This window comes from Burkholderia sp. GbtcB21 (genome assembly GCF_019091065.1).
Classification (GTDB): domain Bacteria; phylum Pseudomonadota; class Gammaproteobacteria; order Burkholderiales; family Burkholderiaceae; genus Burkholderia; species Burkholderia pyrrocinia_C.
On the sequence record NZ_JAGXKA010000019.1, the window covers coordinates 61,553 to 82,121 of the forward strand.

The 20,569-nt window shown below is 68.7% G+C and carries 19 protein-coding genes; 13 read left to right on the plus strand and 6 right to left on the minus strand.

Annotated elements, in window-relative coordinates; all coding sequences use genetic code 11:
- Positions 1-14 precede the first annotated feature (14 nt).
- Entirely contained in the window at positions 15-506 is a 492-nt protein-coding gene (locus tag KVT39_RS31415) for an Lrp/AsnC family transcriptional regulator (protein WP_034179213.1), read from the plus strand.
- Positions 507-536: 30 nt separating this feature from the next.
- Here KVT39_RS31415 and KVT39_RS31420 read toward each other — a convergent pair whose 3' ends face one another.
- Positions 537-1,433, minus strand: a complete 897-nt coding sequence (locus KVT39_RS31420) for an alpha/beta fold hydrolase (protein WP_105389563.1) — start codon at positions 1,431-1,433, stop codon at positions 537-539.
- A gap of 279 nt (positions 1,434-1,712) precedes the next feature.
- Here KVT39_RS31420 and KVT39_RS31425 point away from each other — a divergent pair, with 279 nt between their 5' ends.
- Entirely contained in the window at positions 1,713-2,672 is a 960-nt protein-coding gene (locus KVT39_RS31425) for a nitronate monooxygenase family protein (protein WP_034179215.1), read from the plus strand.
- Between the two features lie 123 nt (positions 2,673-2,795).
- Here KVT39_RS31425 and KVT39_RS31430 read toward each other — a convergent pair whose 3' ends face one another.
- The 3 genes from KVT39_RS31430 to KVT39_RS31440 form a co-directional block, all read right to left on the minus strand.
- A complete protein-coding gene (locus KVT39_RS31430; protein ID WP_034179216.1) occupies positions 2,796-3,758 on the minus strand; it encodes a LysR family transcriptional regulator in 963 nt (320 codons plus the stop codon).
- 183 nt (positions 3,759-3,941) lie between these two features.
- A complete protein-coding gene (locus tag KVT39_RS31435) occupies positions 3,942-5,018 on the minus strand; it encodes a porin (protein ID WP_105389562.1) in 1,077 nt (358 codons plus the stop codon).
- A gap of 344 nt (positions 5,019-5,362) precedes the next feature.
- Positions 5,363-5,857, minus strand: a complete 495-nt coding sequence (locus tag KVT39_RS31440; protein WP_034179218.1) for a hypothetical protein — start codon at positions 5,855-5,857, stop codon at positions 5,363-5,365.
- Between the two features lie 347 nt (positions 5,858-6,204).
- Between KVT39_RS31440 and KVT39_RS31445 the strand changes: the two genes are divergently transcribed.
- The 6 genes from KVT39_RS31445 (at position 6,205) to KVT39_RS31470 (ending at position 13,445) form a co-directional block, all read left to right on the plus strand.
- On the plus strand, positions 6,205-7,239 hold the full coding sequence (locus tag KVT39_RS31445) for a bile acid:sodium symporter family protein (RefSeq protein ID WP_217590924.1): 1,035 nt from the start codon (positions 6,205-6,207) through the stop codon (positions 7,237-7,239).
- Between the two features lie 391 nt (positions 7,240-7,630).
- Entirely contained in the window at positions 7,631-9,481 is a 1,851-nt protein-coding gene (locus KVT39_RS31450; RefSeq protein ID WP_217590925.1) for a phosphodiesterase, read from the plus strand.
- 391 nt (positions 9,482-9,872) lie between these two features.
- Positions 9,873-10,892: a LacI family DNA-binding transcriptional regulator gene (locus KVT39_RS31455; RefSeq protein WP_111015955.1), complete on the plus strand. Its 1,020-nt coding sequence runs from the start codon at positions 9,873-9,875 to the stop codon at positions 10,890-10,892.
- The gene (locus KVT39_RS31460; RefSeq protein WP_105389559.1) at positions 10,889-12,169 is read left to right on the plus strand and encodes an AGE family epimerase/isomerase; all 1,281 of its coding nucleotides are present in this window, start codon (positions 10,889-10,891) and stop codon (positions 12,167-12,169) included. Before KVT39_RS31455 ends, KVT39_RS31460 begins: the two co-directional genes overlap by 4 nt.
- Positions 12,166-13,074 carry a carbohydrate kinase gene (locus KVT39_RS31465; RefSeq protein ID WP_034179223.1) on the plus strand — a complete coding sequence of 303 codons (909 nt, stop codon included), beginning with the start codon at positions 12,166-12,168 and terminating at the stop codon, positions 13,072-13,074. The genes KVT39_RS31460 and KVT39_RS31465 overlap by 4 nt, the downstream gene beginning before the upstream one ends.
- Positions 13,075-13,223: 149 nt before the next feature.
- Entirely contained in the window at positions 13,224-13,445 is a 222-nt protein-coding gene (locus tag KVT39_RS31470) for a hypothetical protein (protein ID WP_034179224.1), read from the plus strand.
- A gap of 25 nt (positions 13,446-13,470) precedes the next feature.
- Here KVT39_RS31470 and KVT39_RS31475 read toward each other — a convergent pair whose 3' ends face one another.
- Entirely contained in the window at positions 13,471-13,665 is a 195-nt protein-coding gene (locus KVT39_RS31475; RefSeq protein ID WP_006484654.1) for a DUF2905 domain-containing protein, read from the minus strand.
- Between the two features lie 7 nt (positions 13,666-13,672).
- Complete coding sequence (locus KVT39_RS31480) at positions 13,673-14,869, minus strand: class I SAM-dependent methyltransferase (protein ID WP_217590926.1); 1,197 nt, start codon at positions 14,867-14,869, stop codon at positions 13,673-13,675.
- 13 nt (positions 14,870-14,882) lie between these two features.
- On the opposite strand from KVT39_RS31480, the gene KVT39_RS31485 reads away from it, so the two are divergent.
- The 5 genes from KVT39_RS31485 (at position 14,883) to glmS (ending at position 20,463) form a co-directional block, all read left to right on the plus strand.
- Positions 14,883-15,626 (plus strand): SDR family oxidoreductase, encoded by a 744-nt coding sequence (locus KVT39_RS31485; protein WP_217590927.1) that lies wholly within the window; start codon positions 14,883-14,885, stop codon positions 15,624-15,626.
- Between the two features lie 75 nt (positions 15,627-15,701).
- Entirely contained in the window at positions 15,702-16,106 is a 405-nt protein-coding gene (locus KVT39_RS31490) for a dihydroneopterin aldolase (protein ID WP_217590928.1), read from the plus strand.
- The gene (gene ttcA, locus KVT39_RS31495) at positions 16,103-17,095 is read left to right on the plus strand and encodes a tRNA 2-thiocytidine(32) synthetase TtcA (RefSeq protein ID WP_217590929.1); all 993 of its coding nucleotides are present in this window, start codon (positions 16,103-16,105) and stop codon (positions 17,093-17,095) included. The genes KVT39_RS31490 and ttcA overlap by 4 nt, the downstream gene beginning before the upstream one ends.
- A gap of 134 nt (positions 17,096-17,229) precedes the next feature.
- Entirely contained in the window at positions 17,230-18,591 is a 1,362-nt protein-coding gene (gene glmU, locus KVT39_RS31500) for a bifunctional UDP-N-acetylglucosamine diphosphorylase/glucosamine-1-phosphate N-acetyltransferase GlmU (RefSeq protein ID WP_217590930.1), read from the plus strand.
- Between the two features lie 54 nt (positions 18,592-18,645).
- Complete coding sequence (gene glmS, locus KVT39_RS31505) at positions 18,646-20,463, plus strand: glutamine--fructose-6-phosphate transaminase (isomerizing) (protein ID WP_105389554.1); 1,818 nt, start codon at positions 18,646-18,648, stop codon at positions 20,461-20,463.
- Positions 20,464-20,569: the final 106 nt, after the last annotated feature.

The following is a 20,569-nucleotide window of genomic DNA, read 5'->3' on the forward strand; positions in this document are numbered from 1 at the left end:
AAAGCAAAGCGATCATGCCGAAACGCCTTTCCCCACCCGCCGTCGCGTCGCTCGACGCGACCGACCGCGCGATCCTCGCGGCGCTGGCCGACGACGCGCGCATCGCGACCAGCGAGCTCGCGCGGCAGATCGGGCTGTCGGCGCCCGCGACCGCCGACCGCGTGCGGCGGCTCGAGGCGCAAGGCGTGATCGCCGCGTTCACCGTCGAGCTCGACCCGCGCGCGCTCGGCTACACGCTGCAGGCAATCGTCCGCGTGAAGCCGCTGCCCGGCCAGTTGCATCTGGTCGAGGAGTTGCTGCGGCGGATTCCCGAATTCGTCGAATGCGACAAGGTGACCGGCGAAGACTGCTTCATCTGCCGGCTCTACCTGCGCACGATCGCGCACCTGGACGACATCCTGTCGAAGGTGACGGAGCGCGCGGAGACGAGCACCGCGATCGTGAAATCGACGCCCGTGCCGCGCCGCCTGCCGCCGCTCGTCGAGGACGACAGCGCACACCGCTGAGCGGACGGCCCGCGCCGCCCGCCCGCGCCCTCATGCGGCCGGGTCGCGCGCCTCGAAGAACGCGAGCAGTTCGTCGATCAGCGCGACGGGCGCCTCTTCCGGAATGTAGTGCCCGCATTCGAGCCCGCGGCCGCTGACGTCGCGCGCGACGCGACGCCATTCGTCGAGCGGATCGAAGCAGCGGCCGACGATCCCTTTCTCGCCCCACAGCACGCGCAGCGGACACGCGACCTTGTTGCCGCGCTCGAGATCGGCACGATCGTGCTCGAGGTCGATCGTCGCCGATGCGCGGTAGTCCTCGCACATCGCGTGCACCGCGCCCGGCTGCGCGAGCGCGGCGCGGTACGCATCGAGCGCCTCGGGCGCGAACGGCGCGAGCCCGGCGGACCGGTTGCCCATCACGCGCTCGATATACGCATCGGTATGCCCGCCGATCAGCGTCTCGGGCAGCGGCTCCGGCTGGATCAGGAAGAACCAGTGGAAATACGCGGTCGCGAACGCGCGATCGGTTTTCTCGTACATCGCGAGCGTCGGCGCGATGTCGAGCAGCATCATCCGCTCGACGGCATCCGCGTGATCGAGCGCGAGCCGGTGCGCGACACGCGCGCCGCGATCGTGCGCGCACACATGGAAGTGCTCGAAGCCGAAATGCCGCATCACGGCGACCTGGTCGGCCGCCATCGCACGTTTCGAATACGGCGCGTGCCGCGCGTCGCTCGGCGGCCGGCCCGACGCGCCGTATCCGCGCAGGTCGGTGGCGATCACCGTGAAGTGATTCGCGAGCGTCGCGGCAACGCGATGCCAGATCATGTGGGTTTGCGGATGCCCGTGCAGCAACAGGAGCGGCGGGCCCGCGCCTCCTTTGACACCGAAGATGTCGGTGTCCTGCACCGTCACGCGAAACGGTGCAAACGCCTCAAACGACATGGTTTATTTCTCGTTGGTTTGTTATGGCGGCTATTTTAGGAGCGCTCGCGCATCTTCACAGCGGGGCAGCAGCCAGAATCCGTAGAAAGAGAACACTCACTCGATTGCGGCCACACCGCGCATTTTGTTAAGCTCGCGTAGAATCGCACGACCGTTCGTATTAATATGAACGATCTCGTTCCGCAGCTACACTCGAATCATCGTTCGACCGCAAAGCATGGTGTCGGCGTCAACGCGACCGCGCGGGCGCCGGCCCTCCCTGGAGACTGGAGACATCACATGGCATTGCCCACCGTCCTGCAGAACCTGACGCTGCCCGTCATCGCGTCGCCGATGTTCATCGTCAGCTACCCCGAACTCGTGCTCGCGCAATGCAAGGCGGGCATCGTCGGTTCGTTCCCCGCGCTCAACGCCCGTCCGGCCGAACTGCTCGACGAGTGGCTCACGCAGATCCAGTCGGAACTCGCCGACCACAAGGCGAAACACCCGGACGCGGTGATCGGCCCGATCGCGGTCAACCAGATCGTCCACCAGTCGAACGCGCGGCTCGAACACGACGTGCGCGTATGCGTCGAGCACAAGGTGCCGATCTTCATCACGAGCCTGCGCGCGCCGGCGCGCGAGATCGTCGACGCGGTGCACAGCTACGGCGGCATCGTGCTGCACGACGTGATCAACCTGCGCCACGCTCAGAAGGCGCTCGAAGCCGGCGTCGACGGGCTGATCCTCGTCGCGGCCGGCGCGGGCGGCCACGCGGGCACGACGTCGCCGTTCGCGCTCGTCGGCGAAGTCCGCAAGATCTTCGATGGTCCGATCGTGCTGTCCGGCTCGATCGCGAACGGCGGCTCGATCCTCGCCGCGCAGGCGATGGGCGCCGATTTCGCGTACATGGGCACGCGCTTCATCGCGACGCAGGAAGCGCACGCGATCGACGATTACAAGCACGCGATCCTGAACGCGAAATCGTCCGACATCATCTATACGAACCTCTTCACCGGCGTGCACGGCAACTACATTCGCGAGAGCATCGAGAAAGCCGGCCTCGATCCGGAAGCGCTGCCGGAATCCGACAAGACGAAGATGAATTTCGGCGGCGACAAGACGAAGGCGTGGAAGGACATCTGGGGCGCCGGCCAGGGCGTCGGGCTGATGGACGACCTGCCGACCGTGGGTGCGCTCGTCGAGCGCCTGAAGCGCGAGTACGACGACGCGAAGGCGCGGCTCGGCATCGCACGCTGACGGATGCGGCGGCCACAGCCGCCGCATCCGCCACCTCAAATTCCGTCGGATCAAACAAAAAGCGCGAACCGCAGCGGTTCGCGCTTTTTGTTTTCATCGCCCCGCCGCCGCGGGACACGCGGCTCAGCCCGCGCGCTTGATCCGCGTGATCGGCAGCACGCGCAGGCGCGACTCGATCGATGGACACAGCGACTGGCCTTCGAAACGCGCCGCGAGGAAATCGACGAACGAACGCACCTTAGCCGACACGTGACGGCGGCTCGCATACACCGCGTAGATCGGCGCCTCGTGCGGCGGCACCGAATCGAGCAGCACCGGCACGAGTCGGCCGGATTCGATGTCGTCGCCGACCACCTCGGTGCCGAGCAGCGCGATGCCCGCGCCCGCGAGCACGGCCGCACGCAGCCCTTCGAGATGGTTCACGATCAGGTTGCCGTTGAGGGTCACGCGCGATGCGGCCGCCGCGTCGATCACGAGCGAGTCGAGCATCGTCGAATTCGAATCGCGCCGCAGGTAGTTGTGATGCGCGAGATCGGCGATCGTCGCGGGCGTGCCGTGCTTGTCGAGATACTCGGGCGACGCGACGAGCAGGATGTGCGCGGTCGCGATCTGCCGTGCGACCAGCGACGACGATTTCAATCCGTTCGGCGCCGCGCGCACCGCGACGTCGTAGCCTTCCTCGATCAGGTCGACCACGCGATCGGACAGCGTCATGTCGACGGTCACGTCCGGGAACCGGCCCGCGTAATCGGTGACGGCCTGCATCACGTGCCGCAGCCCGAACGCGGACAGCGACGTCACGCGCAGGCGGCCCTGCGGCACCACGCTCGCGGCACCGACGGCCTGCCCGGCTTCGTCGAGTTCAGACAGCGCCTGCACGAGGCGCTCGTAGTATTCGCGTCCCGCCTCGGTAGGCGCGACGCGTCGTGTCGTGCGATGCAGCAGCCGCGCGCCGAGCTGCTGCTCGAGATGCATCACGTGCTTGCTCGCCATCGCAGCCGACATCTGCATGCGCTCGGCCGCGCCGACGAAGCTGCCCACTTCGACGACGTAGCGAAACACATTCATGCTGACGAGGGTATCCATCGAACTAGCTCGTAATGACGGGGGAATGGTCCAATTACGAGATAGGGTAACAAAGGCGAGGAAACAGAAAGGTCAACAAAGGCAAAACGGCGCCGCGGGTGGCGGCGCCGTTTCGGGCGGGAAAACATGCAGCCGGAACGCGCGATTTCCGCGCGCGGCCGGCGCGCCGATCGCGCGTGCGCGTCAGAACTTCGCGCGGATGCCTGCGCCGAACGTGTTGCCGGTCGACAGGCCGCTGATGTGGTCGTTCATGTACGCGGCGTAGACGTCCGTGCGCTTGGACAGCGGGTAGTCGTAGCCGACGGCCCAGGTCTGGCGCGTCTGGTCGAGGCCGCCTGCATCGCGCGAATATGCGTACGACGCCATCGCGTTGCCCACGCCGAGCGGCACCGACACGCCGCCCTGCGCGGTGTTCACGTGCCAGCTGCCCGCGACCTGGTCATTCTTCGTATACATGTACTGGCCGAACAGCTTCACGAGCTTCAGGTCGTAGGTCGCGCCGACCAGCGCGATGCCCTGGCTCTTCATCCCGGCGACGAGCGCGCTCAGGTCGCGCGGGCCGTTGTTGAAGTTCACGTACTGATACATGGCAGTCGCCGCGAACGGGCCGTTCGCATAGTTGAACTGCGCGCTCCACTTCTTCGAGCCGTTGTCGCCGGCCTGGTTGCCGAACGCGTACATCGCGCTGCCATTCAGTCCGCCGAACGAAGGCGACGTGTACGACACCGCGTTGTTCCAGCCCGAATCGCCGACCGCGCCCTGGTCGCTCGGATAGGTCGGGAACGTGCCGAGGCCGAGGAACACGTGGTACACCATCGGCGAGAAGGTGTACGAGTCGTAGAACGGGTTGAACAGGATCGTCGACAGGAACAGGTGCGTCGTCAGGCGGCCTGCCGTCACCGTGCCGTACGGCGAGCTGATGCCGACGTACGCGTTGCGGGCGAAGAACGTGTCGCCCTGGAAGCGGCCGAACTGGCCGTTCTGCGCGCGGAAGAAGCTTTCCAGCGTGAAGATCGCCTTGTAGCCGTTGCCCAGATCCTCTGCGCCGTGCAGGCCCCAGTACGACGTCGACATTCCGCCGCCCGACACGTTCCATGCGCGATCGCCGCCCGGGAACTTGGTTGCGCCGACCCATTCGTCTACCTGCCCGTAGAGCGACACGCTCGATTGCGCATAAACGGGTGCGGCAGCCGCCGCACAGGCGGCCGCGGCGATCAGCTTGACGGACGTGCGCGACGCACGGCGAGCGAATGCTTTCATGGGATCTCCAGGTTTTGTCGGATAGTCGATAAGTGGCGCGAGCGTTGTTTTTTGGAGCCGAGTGCTTGCGTCGTATGGGGCGCAGCCATCTTTACGGATCATTTGTCCGGTCAAAATTGCGCACACTTATTGCTGGTATAGCGCCAGCATTAACTTCGCGGAATCGATACGTGGCCGGATGCACCGCGGCGGCCCCGCGCGAAAGCGGTTGCGCGACGGGACGGCGGCGTGGCGCACGCGAGCCGGGCGCGAAAGATAGCGCAATGCGACGGGAAAATCAGCGGAAATCTGCGCGCGACTGTGGCGAATTCGCATCAGCCGGCATAGGACGAGCGCGCGGGCGCTCAGTTTCGGTAGAACGGGGAGAAATACGGCGAGTGAGAGGGCTCTTCCTGCGAACGGGGCGGCGGCATCGGACGGCCGCCGCGCTCCTCGTTGTAGCGCGCGACGTCGGCGCGGATCGAACCGGCGCGCAGCGGCACGTTGCCGCCGCCCGGCGGGCGCGGCATCTGGCGCGCGTCGGCGCTGATCGGGCGATACGGGCTTTGCGCGGCGTAATGACCGTACGACGGCGTCGGCCGCAGCCCCCAGCGGGAGCCGTAGCTGCTCACGCCGCCAGCGCGTGCACCGGCGGGGGGCGGAACGCGGCGCCAGACGGGCCCGCCACCGAACCCGCCGCCAGCCTGCTGACCGTACGCGCGCATGTCGCCGCCACCGAAACCGTGGCCGCCGAACCCATGACCGCCGTGTGGCGGCTGCGCGAGCGCAAGCGGCATCAACAGCGCGCCGAGCACGCCTGCCACCCATCGTCCGATCTTCCGTTTCACACGTTCCGTCATCGTTCAGTGCCTGTCCACGCCTGCCGCCGGCTCCTTTCGGCCGACGCAAGGCTTTCAGCAGTAATTTATGAGCGGCCCGAAACTGTGTCGAGCCAAAAAGTGTTAGGTCGCCGGCATCGGTGTAACACCATGTTACTGCTAGGTTTTTTCACTTCAGGGCGCGAACGCGACAGAACATTCTTCTGCCGTTTTGCGCATGGCCGGGGCAGGTGCGACAGCCGTTGCTGCATGCAATCGATTCATCAATCGATTCTCACAATGAATTTGTGTAGTGAATGGCCAACCGGGACAATAGCGCCATCCGCGCGCGCGACGCGCGCCTCCGTCGTTTTCGAATCGAGTTCCCGATGGCCCGTCCCCGTTTTCTTCCCGACAACTTCACGCTCGCCCTGGTCGGCACCGTCGTGCTCGCGAGCCTCCTGCCGTGCCGCGGCCCGGCCGCCCACGCGTTCAACTGGGCGACCAACATCGCCGTCGGCCTGCTGTTCTTCCTGCACGGCGCGAAGCTGTCGCGGGAAGCCGTCGTTGCGGGCGCAACCCACTGGCGGCTGCACGCGGTCGTGCTGCTCAGCACGTTCGCGCTGTTCCCGCTGCTCGGCCTCGTGCTGAAACCCGTGCTGCAGCCGCTCGTCACGCCGGCGCTTTATGCGGGCGTGCTGTTTCTGTGCACGCTGCCGTCGACGGTCCAGTCGTCGATCGCGTTCACGTCGATCGCGAAGGGCAACGTGCCGGCCGCCGTGTGCGCGGCATCGGCGTCGAGCCTGCTCGGGATCTTCGTCACGCCGGCGCTCGTCGGGCTGATGATCACGTCGCAGTCGGCCGCCGCGGCGTCGGCGTGGAGCACCGTCGGCAGCATCGTGATGCAGCTGCTCGTGCCGTTCATCGCCGGCCAGTTGCTGCGGCCCGTGATCGGCGGCTGGATCGAACGCAACCGCGGCGTGCTGCGCTTCGTCGACCAGGGCTCGATCCTGCTCGTGGTCTACGTCGCGTTCAGCGAAGCCGTCAACGAGGGCCTGTGGCACCAGATTCCGGCGCGGGCGCTCGGCGGCCTGCTGGTCGTCAACCTCGTGCTGCTCGCGATCGCGCTGCTGCTGACCGCGTTCGTCAGCAAGCGGCTCGGCTTCAACCGGGCCGACCAGATCACGATCATCTTCTGCGGATCGAAGAAGAGCCTCGCGGCCGGCGTGCCGATGGCGAAGGTGATCTTCTCGGCGAACGCGGTCGGCGCGATCGTGCTGCCGCTGATGCTGTTCCACCAGATCCAGTTGATGGCGTGCGCGGCGCTCGCGCAGCGCTGGGGCGCGCGCGACACGAGCGGCGAGCGCGGCGGGCAGGACGGCGCGGCATCGGCGCCTGGCGCGCTGAGCGCGGGCAAGCGGTGACGGGTTGGGAGGCGGGACGGTCACTGGATGGTGACCGCGCCGGCCTTCCGCCTTTCCGCCTTTCCGCCTTTCCGCCTTTCCGCCTTTCCGCCTTTCCGCCTTTCCGCCTTTCCGCCTTCCGCCTTCCGCCTTCCGCCTTCCCGCCTTCCGCCTTCCGCCTTCCGCCTTCCGCCTTCCCGCCTTCCGCCTTCCCGCCTTCCCGCCTTCCCGCCTTCCCGCCTTCCCGCCTTCCCGCCTTCCCGCCTTCCCGCCTTCCCGCCTTCCAAACGCGCACCGGTGCGCGCCCGACGCGATGCACCATCAGCGCCCCTCGCGTCATGAAATCTTCATTCAATTCCCCGCGAGCGCTGCCGTTAAGCCGGACGTCCCGTCGATTCGGCTGCCCTCGCCCATGCCCGCGCTCCACCCCGACTCCGCTGCCGCCAGCATCACGCGCCTCATCGCGGATCGCGCGCTCGCCGCCGTTTTCCAGCCGATCGTCGATCTCGGGTCGGGGACGGTCGTCGGCTACGAAGGCCTGATACGCGGCCCGCGCGGCACCGACCTCGAGCCGCCCGCCGCGCTGTTCGCGCAAGCCGCGCGCGAAGGCGCGACCATCGCGCTCGAACAGGCCGCCGCGCTCACCTGCCTCGACGCGTTCGCGGCGCTCGGCTGCGACGGCAAGCTGTTCCTCAATTTCAGCGCGGGCACGATCCTGCAACTCGCCAGCGAACGCGAGCGCGCGTGCCAGTTCCTCGGCCGCGCGCGGGTCCGCGCCGAGCGCATCGTGATCGAGCTGACCGAGCAGAACGCGATACCGGATGTCGCGCAGATCGGGCCGGCAGTCGCGTCGCTGCGCGATGCGGGCATCCAGTTCGCGCTCGACGACTACGGCACCGCGAACGCGAGCATGAACCTGTGGCTGCGCCTGCATCCGGACGTCGTGAAGATCGACCGCTTCTTCATCCACGACATCGCGCGCGACCCGCTCAAGTTCGAGGCCGTGAGGGCGATGCAGCACTTCGCGCAGGCGAGCGGCGCGCAACTGATCGCGGAAGGCATCGAGAACGAATGCGACCTGATCGTCGTGCGCGACATGGGCATCTGCTGCGTGCAGGGCTTCCTGCTCGGCCGACCGGACGCGCAGCCGTCGCGGGTCGTCGCGCCGGCCGCGCGCGATGCGATCCGCGCGCCGCATATCGCGGTGTTTCCCGGCGCGACGCGCACCGTGCGGCCGGCCGGCACGATCGCCGCGAAGATGCTGGTCCCCGCGCCGGCCCTGCCGCGCGACGCGACCAGCAACGACGTGCTCGACCTGTTCAACCGGATGCCCGACCTGCACGCGGTCGCGCTCGTCGAACGCGGGCGGCCCGTCGCGCTCGTGAATCGCCGCGGCTTCATCGACCGCTTCGCGCTGCCGTATCACCGCGAGGTGTTCGGGAAGAAGCCGAGCCTGCAGTTCGCGAACGATGCGCCGCTGATGATCGACAACGCGACGACGTTCGAGCAGCTCGCGATGCTGCTCGCGAGCCACGACCAGCGTTATCTCGCGGACGGCTTCGTGATCACCGAACACGGCCGCTACGTCGGGCTCGGCACCGGCGAGAGCCTCGTGCGCGCAGTGACCGAGATGCGCATCGAAGCCGCGCGCTACGCGAACCCGCTGACGTTCCTGCCCGGCAACATCCCGATCAGCGCGCATATCGACCGCCTGCTCCAGCGCGATGCCGGCTTTCATGCGTGCTACGTCGACCTGAACCAGTTCAAGCCGTTCAACGACCAGTACGGCTATTGGCAGGGCGACGAGGTGCTGAAGTTCGCGGCGACGGTGCTGGCCGGCGTGTGCGACCCGCAGCGCGACTTTCTCGGGCACGTCGGCGGCGACGATTTCCTCGTGCTGTTCCAGCGCGACGACTGGCACGTGCGCGCGACCGACGCGATCGCGCGCTTCAACGACGGCGCGCAGCGCTTCTACACGCAGGCCGACCGGCAGGCAGGCGGGCTGCGCGGCGAGGACCGACACGGCAACCCGGCGTTCTTCGGCTTCGTGACGATGGCGATCGGCGCGGTCGGCGTGCCGGCCGGCGCGCATGGCGCGAAGCGCTACGGCAGCGACGAGATCGCGTCGGTCGCGGCACTCGCGAAGCGGCGCGCGAAACAGCAGCCGGGCGGGCTCGCGGTCGTCGATCTCGACGCGGGCCGCGCCGCGCTGCGCAATCGCGGCGAACTGCCGGCCGCGGCGGTGACGGTGGCGGCGGACTGAACGGCGGGCAATCGTCGAGCGCGGATACGGCTGCGCTCCGGGCGACGGAGACGGAGACGGAGACGGGCGCCCGCCCGTCAACCAGCCGAATCGTTGCGCATCGGCTGCCGGCCGCCCGTGCAGGTCGCCGGGCACGCTGCGCGGACGATCGAAACAACCCCGCTTTCCGGCCTCTTCCCGCCCCTTTCCCGCCAGTCGCCCGCGCCGCCGGATGCACGCACGACTACCTTGCCTTTTTCGCATTTTGTTTAGTATTTTTAGTAACGGCGTTTTCGCAGATTAGCGCTTAAAAACCCGTTATTCACGGGTATTCCCCGGTTATCCGGCCCGAATTTCGCGATATGTTTTACTATACAATCGCTTTCACCCTAAACAAACCGAACCCCGAACGATGGGCACCACCATTCGCGATGTCGCGCGGGCGGCAGAGGTCTCGATCGGCACCGTCTCCCGCGCGCTGAAAAACCAGCCGGGCCTGTCGGAAGCAACGCGTGCGCGCATCGTCGAGATCGCGCAGCAGCTCGGCTACGATCCCGCGCAGTTGCGGCCGCGCATCCGCCGGCTCACCTTCCTGCTGCACCGCCAGCACAACCGCTTTCCCGCGAGCCCGTTCTTCTCGCACGTGCTGCACGGCGTCGAGGACGCATGTCGCGAGCGCGGCATCGTGCCGACGCTGCTCACGGTCGGCCCGAACGACGACGTGCTGCGCCAGATGCGCCCGCACGCGCCCGACGCGATCGCGGTGGCCGGCTTCATCGAGCCCGAGACGATCGAGGCGCTCGCCGCGACCGGCCGGCCGCTGGTGCTGATCGACCTGTGGGCGCCCGGGCTGCGCTCGGTCAACATCGACAACGCGACGGGCGCCGCGCTCGCGATGCGCCACCTGCTCGCCACCGGGCGCTCGCGGATCGCGTTCATCGGCGGCTCGCCCGCGCACTACAGCATCGCGCAGCGCGCGATCGGCTACCGGCGCGCGTTCTTCGAGGCCGGGCGGCTGTTCGATCCCGCGTACGAGGTGACGATCGACGCGGGGCTCGATCCCGACACGGGCGCCGCGCGTGCGATGGAGCAATTGCTCGATGCGCCGGGCCCGCGCCCCGACGCCGTCTTCGCATACAACGACGCGGCCGCGCTGGCCGCGCAGCGCGTGTGCATCGCGCGCGGCCTGCGGATTCCGGACGACATCGCGATCGTCGGCTTCGACAACATCCCGGCCGCCGCGCACGCGAGCCCGCCGCTCACGACGCTGTCGGTCGACAAGGAAGCGCTCGGCCGCCGCGGCGTCGAACTGCTGCTCGCCGAAGCGCCCGAGCGCACCGAGATCTCCCTGCCCGTCGAGCTGATCGTGCGGGCCAGCAGCCAGCCCGCCGGCTCTCCGGCACTCGATACCGCCACGGTCACCGAATCATGAACATGCCCCCGGTCCAACCCTGCACGGCCGCGCCGGCCGCCCACACGCAAGCCGCGCCGCTCGTCGCGAATTTCCGCGATCCGTCGTTCCTGCTGTCGCATATCGAAGACACGCTGCGCTTCTACGCGACGAACGCGTTCGACCCGACGGGCGGCTTCTATCACTACTTCCGCGACGACGGCAGCATCTACAACCGCACGTCGCGCCACCTCGTCAGCAGTTGCCGGTTCGTCTTCAACTACGCGATGGCGTACCGGCATTTCGGCGATCCGCGCCATCTCGACTACGCGCGCCACGGGCTGCGCTTCCTGCGCGACGCGCACTGGGACGACGAACTGCAGGGCTACGACTGGGAACTCGACTGGCGCGACGGCGCGAAGCGCGCGACGCTCGACGGCACGCGCCACTGCTACGGGCTCGCGTTCGTGCTGCTGGCGGCCGCGCACGCGACGATGGCCGGCATCGACGAGGCGCGTCCGCTGATCGCGGCGACCTACGAGCTGGCCGAGCACCGCTTCTGGGATGCGGCCGCGGGCCTGTATGCGGACGAAGCGACGCCGAACTGGATCGTGTCGTCGTACCGCGGCCAGAACGCGAACATGCACATGACGGAGGCACTGCTCGCGGCCTACGAGGCGACCGGCCACCTCACGTACCTCGATCGTGCGGAAAAGCTCGCAAGCCACGTCACGCAGCGCCAGGCCGCGCTGTCGGGCGGGCTCGTATGGGAGCACTACCATGCGGACTGGTCGGTCGACTGGGACTACAACAAGGAAGACAGCTCGAACATCTTCCGTCCGTGGGGCTTCCAGCCCGGGCACCAGACCGAATGGGCGAAGCTGCTGCTGATCCTCGAGCGGCACCGCCCGCTCGACTGGCTCGTGCCGCGCGCGGCCGAACTGTTCGACGCGGCGCTCACGCACGCATGGGACGCCGATCACGGCGGCCTGTACTACGGCTTCGGCCCCGACTTCACGATCTGCGACCACAACAAGTACTTCTGGGTGCAGGCGGAAACCTTCGCGGCGGCCGCGATGCTCGGCGCGCGCACCGGCAGCGAGCGCTTCTGGGACTGGTACGACGAGATCTGGCGCTATAGCTGGGCGCATTTCGTCGACCACCGCTACGGCGCGTGGTACCGGATCCTCACCTGCGACAACCGCAAGTACAGCGACGAGAAGAGCCCGGCCGGCAAGACCGACTATCACACGATGGGCGCGTGCTACGACGTGCTCGCGACCCTCGCGCGCGCGGCGCGCAGCGAGCCGACGCAATGAGCGGCGGCACGTTTCCGGCTTTCGTGTCGGCGGGCGACATCCTGACCGACATGGTGCGCGCGGGCGATGCGCAGTGGACGTCGGTGCCGGGCGGCGCCGGCTGGAATGTCGCGCGCGCGGTCGCGCGGCTCGGCGTGCCGAGCGCGCTCGCGGGCTCGATCGGCGAGGACTGCTTCTCCGACGTGCTGTGGCGCACGAGCGACGCGGCCGGGCTCGACCTGCGCTTCCTGCAGCGCGTCGCACGGCCGCCGCTGCTCGCGATCGTCCACGAGACGCGCCCGCCCGCGTACTTCTTCATCGGCGAAGCGAGCGCCGATCTTGCGTTCGATCCCGCGCGGCTGCCGGCCGGCTGGACCGACCACGTGAAATGGGCGCATTTCGGCTGCATCAGCCTCGTGCGCGAACCGCTCGCGGGCACGCTGGCCGCGCTCGCGGCCGACCTGCACGCGCGCGGCGTGAAAATCAGCTTCGACCCGAACGTCCGCAACCTGATGACGGCCGCGTACCGGCCGACGCTGGAGAAGATGGCCGCGCTCGCCGACCTGATCAAGGTGTCCGACGAGGACCTGCGGCACCTGTTCGGCGGCGACGGCCCCGACGCGGTTGCGGCGGTGCGCGCGCTGAACCCGCGCGCGGCCGTGCTCGTCACGCGCGGCGCGCAGGCGGCGACGCTCTATGCGGACGGCGACGTGCACGAGGCCAGCCCGCCGCGCGTCGAGGTGGCCGACACCGTCGGCGCGGGCGACGCGTCGATCGGCGGCATGCTGTTCAGCCTGATGGCCGCGCCGCAGCGAGCGTGGCGCGAGCATCTCGCGTTCGCGCTGGCGGCGGGCGCCGCCGCGTGCCGGCACACGGGCGCGCACGCGCCGACGCTCGACGAGGTCGTCGCGCTGATCGAGGGCTGATCGTCGAAGGATGATCGGACGGCGACCGGGCGCTGACCGGCCGCCGCGACCGGCCGCCGCGACCGGACACCGTTCGGTCACCGATAAGCCGCGCTGTACATGCTGCGCCGCAGTGCTACGATGAAGTGTCCTTTTGCGGGAGAGGCACGATGGACACGAACACGTTCACGAAGGGCATCTACACGGCCAAGGCGCATACCCAGCATTCGGCCAACGGGCAGTTCCAGGGTTACGTGATCCTCGCGCGGGACGACGGGGACGACACCGAGAACACGCGCTACGACGTCCACTCGACGAGCCCCAGCGAGGAAGAAGCGTTCGACGAGGCGAAGGCGCTCGCGCACCGGATCCTCGGCGAGATCGAGATGTAACGCACACCGCCCTTTCCGGCGCGGCTCAGAGCAGCCGCGCCACCATCGATACCAGCATCGTCAGCACCAGCGTCGACATGAACGGGAACGGGTAGCGCCGCCCGCCGAGCGTCAGCGTGACGTCGCCCGGCATCCGCCCGATGCCGAGCTTGCCGAGCCACGGCCAGCAGCGCGTCAGGATCATCACCGCGACGAACGACGCCATCAGCCAGCGCAGCATGCCGGCCTCAGAGCGCGTGCGAGCGGTCGCCGCGCGCGAACGCGTCGAGCGTGCCGTCGATGCCGCGCGAAAAAGCGATCACCTTGAACAGCTCGCCCATCTCGGCTTCGGAGATCAGCTTCTGCACCGCGTTCGCGGCCGGCAGAAACTGCCGGATATCCGACGGATCGATCGCGGCCAGCGCGTCGGTGATGCCCGCGTTCAGCAGGAAGCGCGCCTGCGACGTGTAGCCGAGCAGGTCGGCGCCGGCGGCGACGGCCGCGTCGTAGATGCCGGTGAATTCGACGTGCGCGGTGATGTCCTGCAGGCCCGGGTACAGGAACGGATCGTCGTGCGCGTGGTGGCGGTAGTGGCACATCAGCGTGCCGCGGTCGCGCTGCGGATGGTAGTACTCGTGCGCGGGAAAGCCGTAGTCGACCAGCAGCACCGCGCCGCGTGCGAGCATCGTGCAGACGGTGCGCGTGAACGCCAGCGCGGCCTCGTGCGTCTCGGTCACGTAGCCGTCGGCGACATCGTCGATAAGCCCCGCGAGCACCGGCGGCCGGCTGGCCGGCGCGGCCGGCCGGTCCTCGAACACGAACGCGTGCCGCGCGTCGAGCGCGACGCCGCGCTCGTGCCATGTGCCGCCTGCCTTCGCGAACAACCGCACCGGCATCGCATCGAGCACCTCGTTGCCGACCACGACGCCCTCGAACCGCTCGGGCAGCGCGTCGAGCCAGCGCACCTTCGCGGCGAGCGCCGGCGCGGCGGCCGCGATCGTGTCGCGCTGCCGTTCGCGCAGTTCTCCGGACAGGTCGACGATCAGGTATTCGTCGAGTGCGGCGCCGAGCGCGTCGAGCGCCGCGAGCAGCCCGGCCGCGAGCTTGCCCGTGCCGGCGCCGAATTCCATCACGCGGCGCGTGCCGCTCGCCGCGAGCGCTTCCGCGACCGGTTGCGCCAGGGTTTGCGCGAACAGCGGCGACAGCTCGGGCGCGGTGACGAAGTCGCTGCCGTCGTCGGCGCGGCGCCCGAACTTGCGTGCGCCGCCGCTGTAATAACCGAGGCCCGGCGCGTACAGCGCACGCTCCATGAAGCGGTCGAACGGCAGCCAGCCGCCGGCCGCCGCAATCTCGTCGCGCAGTTGCGCGGCAAGGGTTTCGGACTGCGCGAGCGCGTCAGGGCCGGGAGCAGGTAAACTAGCGGGTTCGTGAGCTTTCGGGTTCATCCCGGCATTGTAAATGACCGTTTCAGCCGATACGTCGACCCTGCGCGTGGTGCTCGTCGCGGGCGCCCTGGGCAGCGCGGCCGACGCCGCGTCGATCGGTCGTGCGCTCGCAACGGAATTCGCGCGCCGCGGCTGGGACGTCGCGCTGCAGCGCAGCCACGGCGCGCCGCACGCGGCCGCCGATGCGATCGTCGCCGAAGTCGCGGCGCTCGGCCGCCGCGCGGCCGTGCTCGACGCCGATCTGGCCCTGGAAACCGACGCGGCCGCACTGGTCGCCGCGTGCGGCGCGGCGCTCGGCCGGCCGGCGTGCGCGGTGTTCGTGAGCGCCAGCGCGGGCGCCGACGACGCGCACACGGTGGACGGCGCGTCGCTCGCCGCCGCGCTCGCGCGCAACGTGACGGCGCCGCTCGCGCTGGCCCGCGCGCTCGCCGATGCGACGCCCGACGCCGCGCGCGAACACGAAGCGCTGCGCGCGTGCGCGATCCACGTGCTGGACCAGGCGCTGTTTCACCCGGCGCCGGCGCAGTTGTCGCACGCGCTGATGCAGGCCGCGCTGAACCGCGCGACGTCGGCGCTGGCGCTGGCGCTCGCGCCGAAGGTGCGGGTCGCGGCGCTGGTGCGCGGCCACGCGGCGCACGCGGACGACATCGCGACGGCCGCCTGCTATCTCGCGAGCGCGCCCGGCGTCACGGGCGCGACGCTGACCGTCGACGGCGGCGAGCACCTCGTGCCGCCCGCCGCCGGCCCGAATGAATGAACCGCGGGCGCGCGGCCTGACTGCCGCCGCCCGCGCCGCTTTGCGTGCGCGCACGCCAATTTGACTGGGACGACCATGTTTTCCGCTCTCCTGCACCCCCGCCTCGCGGATTGCCGCAGGCTCTACCTGCGCGATTACGAGGTGCACATCAACATCGGTGCCTTCGAACACGAGAAGCGCGGCGAGCAGCGCGTCGTCATCAACGTCGACCTGTTCGTGCCGCTCGCGCTGTCCACCCCCGTCGACGATCGTCTCCATGAAGTCGTCGACTACGATCTGATGAAGCAGAGCGTCGCGCAATGCATCGCGCGCGGCCACATCCACCTGCAGGAAACGCTGTGCGACGCGATCGCCGCGCACCTGCTGGCGCACGATGCCGTGCGCGCGGTACGCGTCTGTACCGAGAAACCGGACGCCTATCCGGACTGCGGCGCCGTCGGCGTCGAAGTCTTTCGCATCAAGGACGAGGAGCGCGCATGAACGCCCCCCACATGAACGACACGGCGACCGACGCCGCCACCCTCGACGCGGCCGCCCCGGCCGGCCGCCAGGCGCTGACGCGCCGCGAGCAGAAGGAAGCGTACGAGAACAACAAGCTGTTCAAGCGGATCGTGCGCCAGGTCGGCCAGGCGATCGGCGACTACAACATGATCGAGCACGGCGACAAGGTGATGGTCTGCCTGTCGGGCGGCAAGGACAGCTACGCGATGCTCGACGTGCTGCTGCGCCTGCGCGAGCGCGCGCCGATCGACTTCGACATCGTCGCGGTGAACCTCGACCAGAAGCAGCCGGGCTTCCCCGAGCACGTGCTGCCCGAGTACCTGAAGCAGGTCGGCGTGCCGTTCCATATCGAGAACCAGGACACCTACAGCATCGTCAAGCGGCTCGTGCCCGAGGGCAAGACGACCTGCTCGCTGTGCTCGCGGCTGCGCCGCGGGATCCTGTACCGCGTGGCCGGCGAGCTCGGCGCGACCAAGATCGCGCTCGGCCACCACCGCGACGACATCGTGCAGACGCTGCTGCTCAACATGTTCTACGGCGGCAAGCTGAAGGGGATGCCGCCGAAGCTGCAGTCGGACGACGGCAAGAACATCGTGATCCGCCCGCTCGCGTACGTGAAGGAAACCGATCTCGAGAAATACGCGGAGCTGCGCGAATTCCCGATCATCCCGTGCAACCTGTGCGGCAGCCAGCCGAACCTGAAGCGCGCGGAAATGAAGGCGCTGATCCGCGAATGGGACAAGCGCTTCCCGGGCCGCGTCGAGAACATGTTCAACGCGCTCGCGAAGGTCGTGCCGTCGCACCTGATGGATACGACGCTGTTCCCGTTCACGTCGCTGCGCGCGACCGGCGAAGCCGATCCGCAGGGCGACATCGCGTTCGACGAGGAACCGTGCGCGTCGGGCGACGACGCCGCGCCGCCGGGCGCCGCCCAACCGATCTCGATCGTCCAGTTCGACGACCTGTAAGCGGGGTCGGAAGACCCGCCGGAACGGGCCGCCCAGCCCTTTTCCGGCGCTGTCGCCCCGCCGCGACAGGCCCGGAACGACAGGGGCCGCATGCTAAAATGGACGGCTTCGAACTCCTCTGACAAGCTGGCGCCATGAATATCGTGATTTTGGCGGCAGGCACCGGCAAGCGCATGCGCTCCGCGCTGCCGAAAGTGCTTCACCCCCTGGCCGGCAGGCCGCTCCTCTCCCACGTCATCGACACCGCGCGCACGCTGCAGCCGTCCCGGCTCGTCGTCGTCGTCGGTCACGGCGCCGAGCGGGTCCAGGCTGCCGTCGCCGCACCCGACGTCCAGTTCGCGGTGCAGGCCGAGCAGCTCGGCACCGGCCACGCGGTGCGCCAGGCGCTGCCGCTGCTCGATCCCGCGCAGCCGACGCTCGTGCTGTACGGCGACGTGCCGCTCACCCGCGCGTCGACGCTGCGGCATCTCGTCGACGCCGCGCGCGACGGCCGCTACGGAATTCTGACCGTCACGCTCGACGATCCGACCGGCTATGGCCGCATCGTGCGCGACGCGGCAGGCTTCGTCACGCGCATCGTCGAGCAGAAGGACGCGTCGCCGGAAGAGCTGAAGATTGCCGAGATCAACACCGGCATCATCGTCACGCCCACGGCCCAGCTGTCGATGTGGCTCGGCGCGCTGAAGAACGAAAACGCGCAGGGCGAGTACTACCTGACCGACGTCGTCGAGCTCGCGATCGAGGCCGGCTTCGAGGTCGTCACGGCGCAGCCCGACGACGAATGGGAAACGCTCGGCGTGAACAGCAAGGCGCAGCTCGCCGAACTCGAGCGCATCCACCAGCGCACTGTCGCGGACGCGCTGCTCGTCGACGGCGTCACGCTCGCCGATCCGGCGCGCATCGACGTGCGCGGCACGCTGCGCTGCGGCCGCGACGTGTCGATCGACGTGAACTGCGTGTTCGAAGGCAACGTGACGCTCGCCGACAACGTGACGATCGGCGCGAACTGCGTGATCCGCAACGCGTCGGTCGGCGCCGGCACGCGCATCGACGCGTTCACGCACATCGACGGCGCCGAGCTCGGCGCGAACACCGTGATCGGCCCGTACGCACGGCTGCGCCCCGGCGCGCAGCTCGCGGACGAAGCGCACGTCGGCAACTTCGTCGAGGTGAAGAACGCGGTGATCGGCCACGGCTCGAAGGCGAACCACCTCGCGTACATCGGCGATGCCGACATCGGCGCGCGCGTGAACATCGGCGCGGGCACGATCACCTGCAACTACGACGGCGCGAACAAGTTCCGCACCGTGATCGAGGACGACGTGTTCGTCGGCTCCGACACGCAGCTCGTCGCGCCCGTGCGCGTCGGCCGCGGCGTGACGGTCGCGGCCGGCACGACGATCTGGAAGGACGTCGCCGACGGCCTGCTCGTATTGAACGAGAAGACCCAGACGACGAAGAGCGGCTACGTCCGCCCGGTCAAGAAGAAGAGCTGAACCCTTTGCGGGCGCCCCGATGGCGCCCGCGTCGACCTACAGGATTGACCATTCATGTGCGGCATTGTCGGCGCAGTTGCGCAGCGTAATATCGTTCCGGTGCTGATCGAAGGATTGCGGCGCCTCGAATACCGTGGCTACGACTCGTGCGGCGTCGCCGTGCTCGAGCCGGGCGCGCCGAAGCGCGCGCGCAGCGTCGCGCGCGTCGCCGATCTCGACGCGCAGGTGCGCGAATCGCACCTCGAAGGCACGACCGGCGTCGCGCACACGCGCTGGGCGACGCACGGCGCGCCCGTCACGCACAACGCGCACCCGATCTTCTCGTCGGACGCGCTTGCGCTCGTCCACAACGGCATCATCGAGAACTTCGAGCCGCTGCGCGAAGCGCTGCGCGCGAAGGGCTACGAATTCGTGTCGCAGACCGACACCGAAGTGATCGCGCACCTCGTGCACAGCCTGTACCGCGGCAACCTGTTCGACGCGGTGCGCGAAGCCGTGCAGCAGCTGCACGGCGCATATGCGATCGCCGTGATCCACAAGGACCAGCCGCACACCGTCGTCGGCGCGCGCCAGGGCTCGCCGCTCGTCGTCGGCCACGGCGACGGCGAGAACTTCCTCGCGTCCGATGCGCTCGCGCTCGCCGGCAGCACCGACCGCTTCACGTTCCTCGAGGAAGGCGACGTGTGCGAGCTGTCGCTCGACGGCGTGAAGATCGTCGACCGCCACGGCGCCACCGTGCAGCGCGAAATCCGCGTCGTCAGCGCCTACGGCGGCGCGGTCGAGCTGGGCCCGTATCGCCACTTCATGCAGAAGGAAATCTTCGAGCAGCCGCGCGCGATCGGCGATACCGTGCCGCAGACCGAAGCCTTCGACGCGACGCTGTTCGGCGACGCCGCGCCCGCCGCGTTCGCGGACATCGACAGCCTGCTGATCCTCGCGTGCGGCACGAGCTACTACTCGGGCCTCACCGCGAAGTACTGGCTCGAATCGATCGCGAAGATCCCGACCCAGGTCGAGATCGCGAGCGAGTACCGCTACCGCGAATCGGTGCCGAACCCGCGCCAGCTCGTGCTCGTGATCTCGCAGTCGGGCGAGACGGCCGACACGCTCGCGGCGCTCAAGCATGCGCAGTCGCTCGGCCATACGCATACGCTCGCGGTCTGCAACGTCGCGACGAGCGCGATGGTGCGCCTGACCGAGATGCAGTTCCTGACGCACGCGGGCACCGAGATCGGCGTCGCGTCGACGAAGGCGTTCACGACGCAGCTGGTCGCGCTGTTCGTGCTGGCCGCGACGCTCGGCAAGCTGCGCGGGCATGTGGACGCCGCGCAGGAAGCCGAATTCCTGAAGCAGCTGCGCCACCTGCCGGCCGCGCTGAACAGCGTGCTCGCGCTCGAGCCGCAGATCATCGCGTGGTCGGAGGAATTCGCGCGCAAGGAAAACGCGCTGTTCCTCGGCCGCGGGCTGCACTACCCGATCGCGCTCGAAGGCGCGCTGAAGCTGAAGGAAATCTCGTACATCCATGCCGAGGCCTATCCGGCCGGCGAACTGAAGCACGGGCCACTCGCGCTCGTCACGGAAGCGATGCCGGTCGTCACGGTCGCGCCGAACGACACGCTGCTCGAGAAGCTGAAGTCGAACATGCAGGAAGTGCGGGCGCGCGGCGGCGAGCTGTACGTGTTCGCCGATGCCGATACGCAGATCGTCAACGACGACGGCCTGCACGTGATCCGGATGCCGGAACACTACGGGCAGTTGTCGCCGATCCTGCACGTCGTGCCGCTGCAGCTGCTCGCGTATCACACCGCGTGTGCGCGCGGCACCGACGTCGACAAGCCGCGGAACCTCGCGAAATCGGTGACGGTGGAGTAAAACCGGTAGACCGGGATGGCCCCCGCCGGGCCGTCCCGACCGCGTATCGGTGGGAAGCAGGCCATTCGGCCAGGTCGAAATATGTACCACGTAGTGGCATATAATC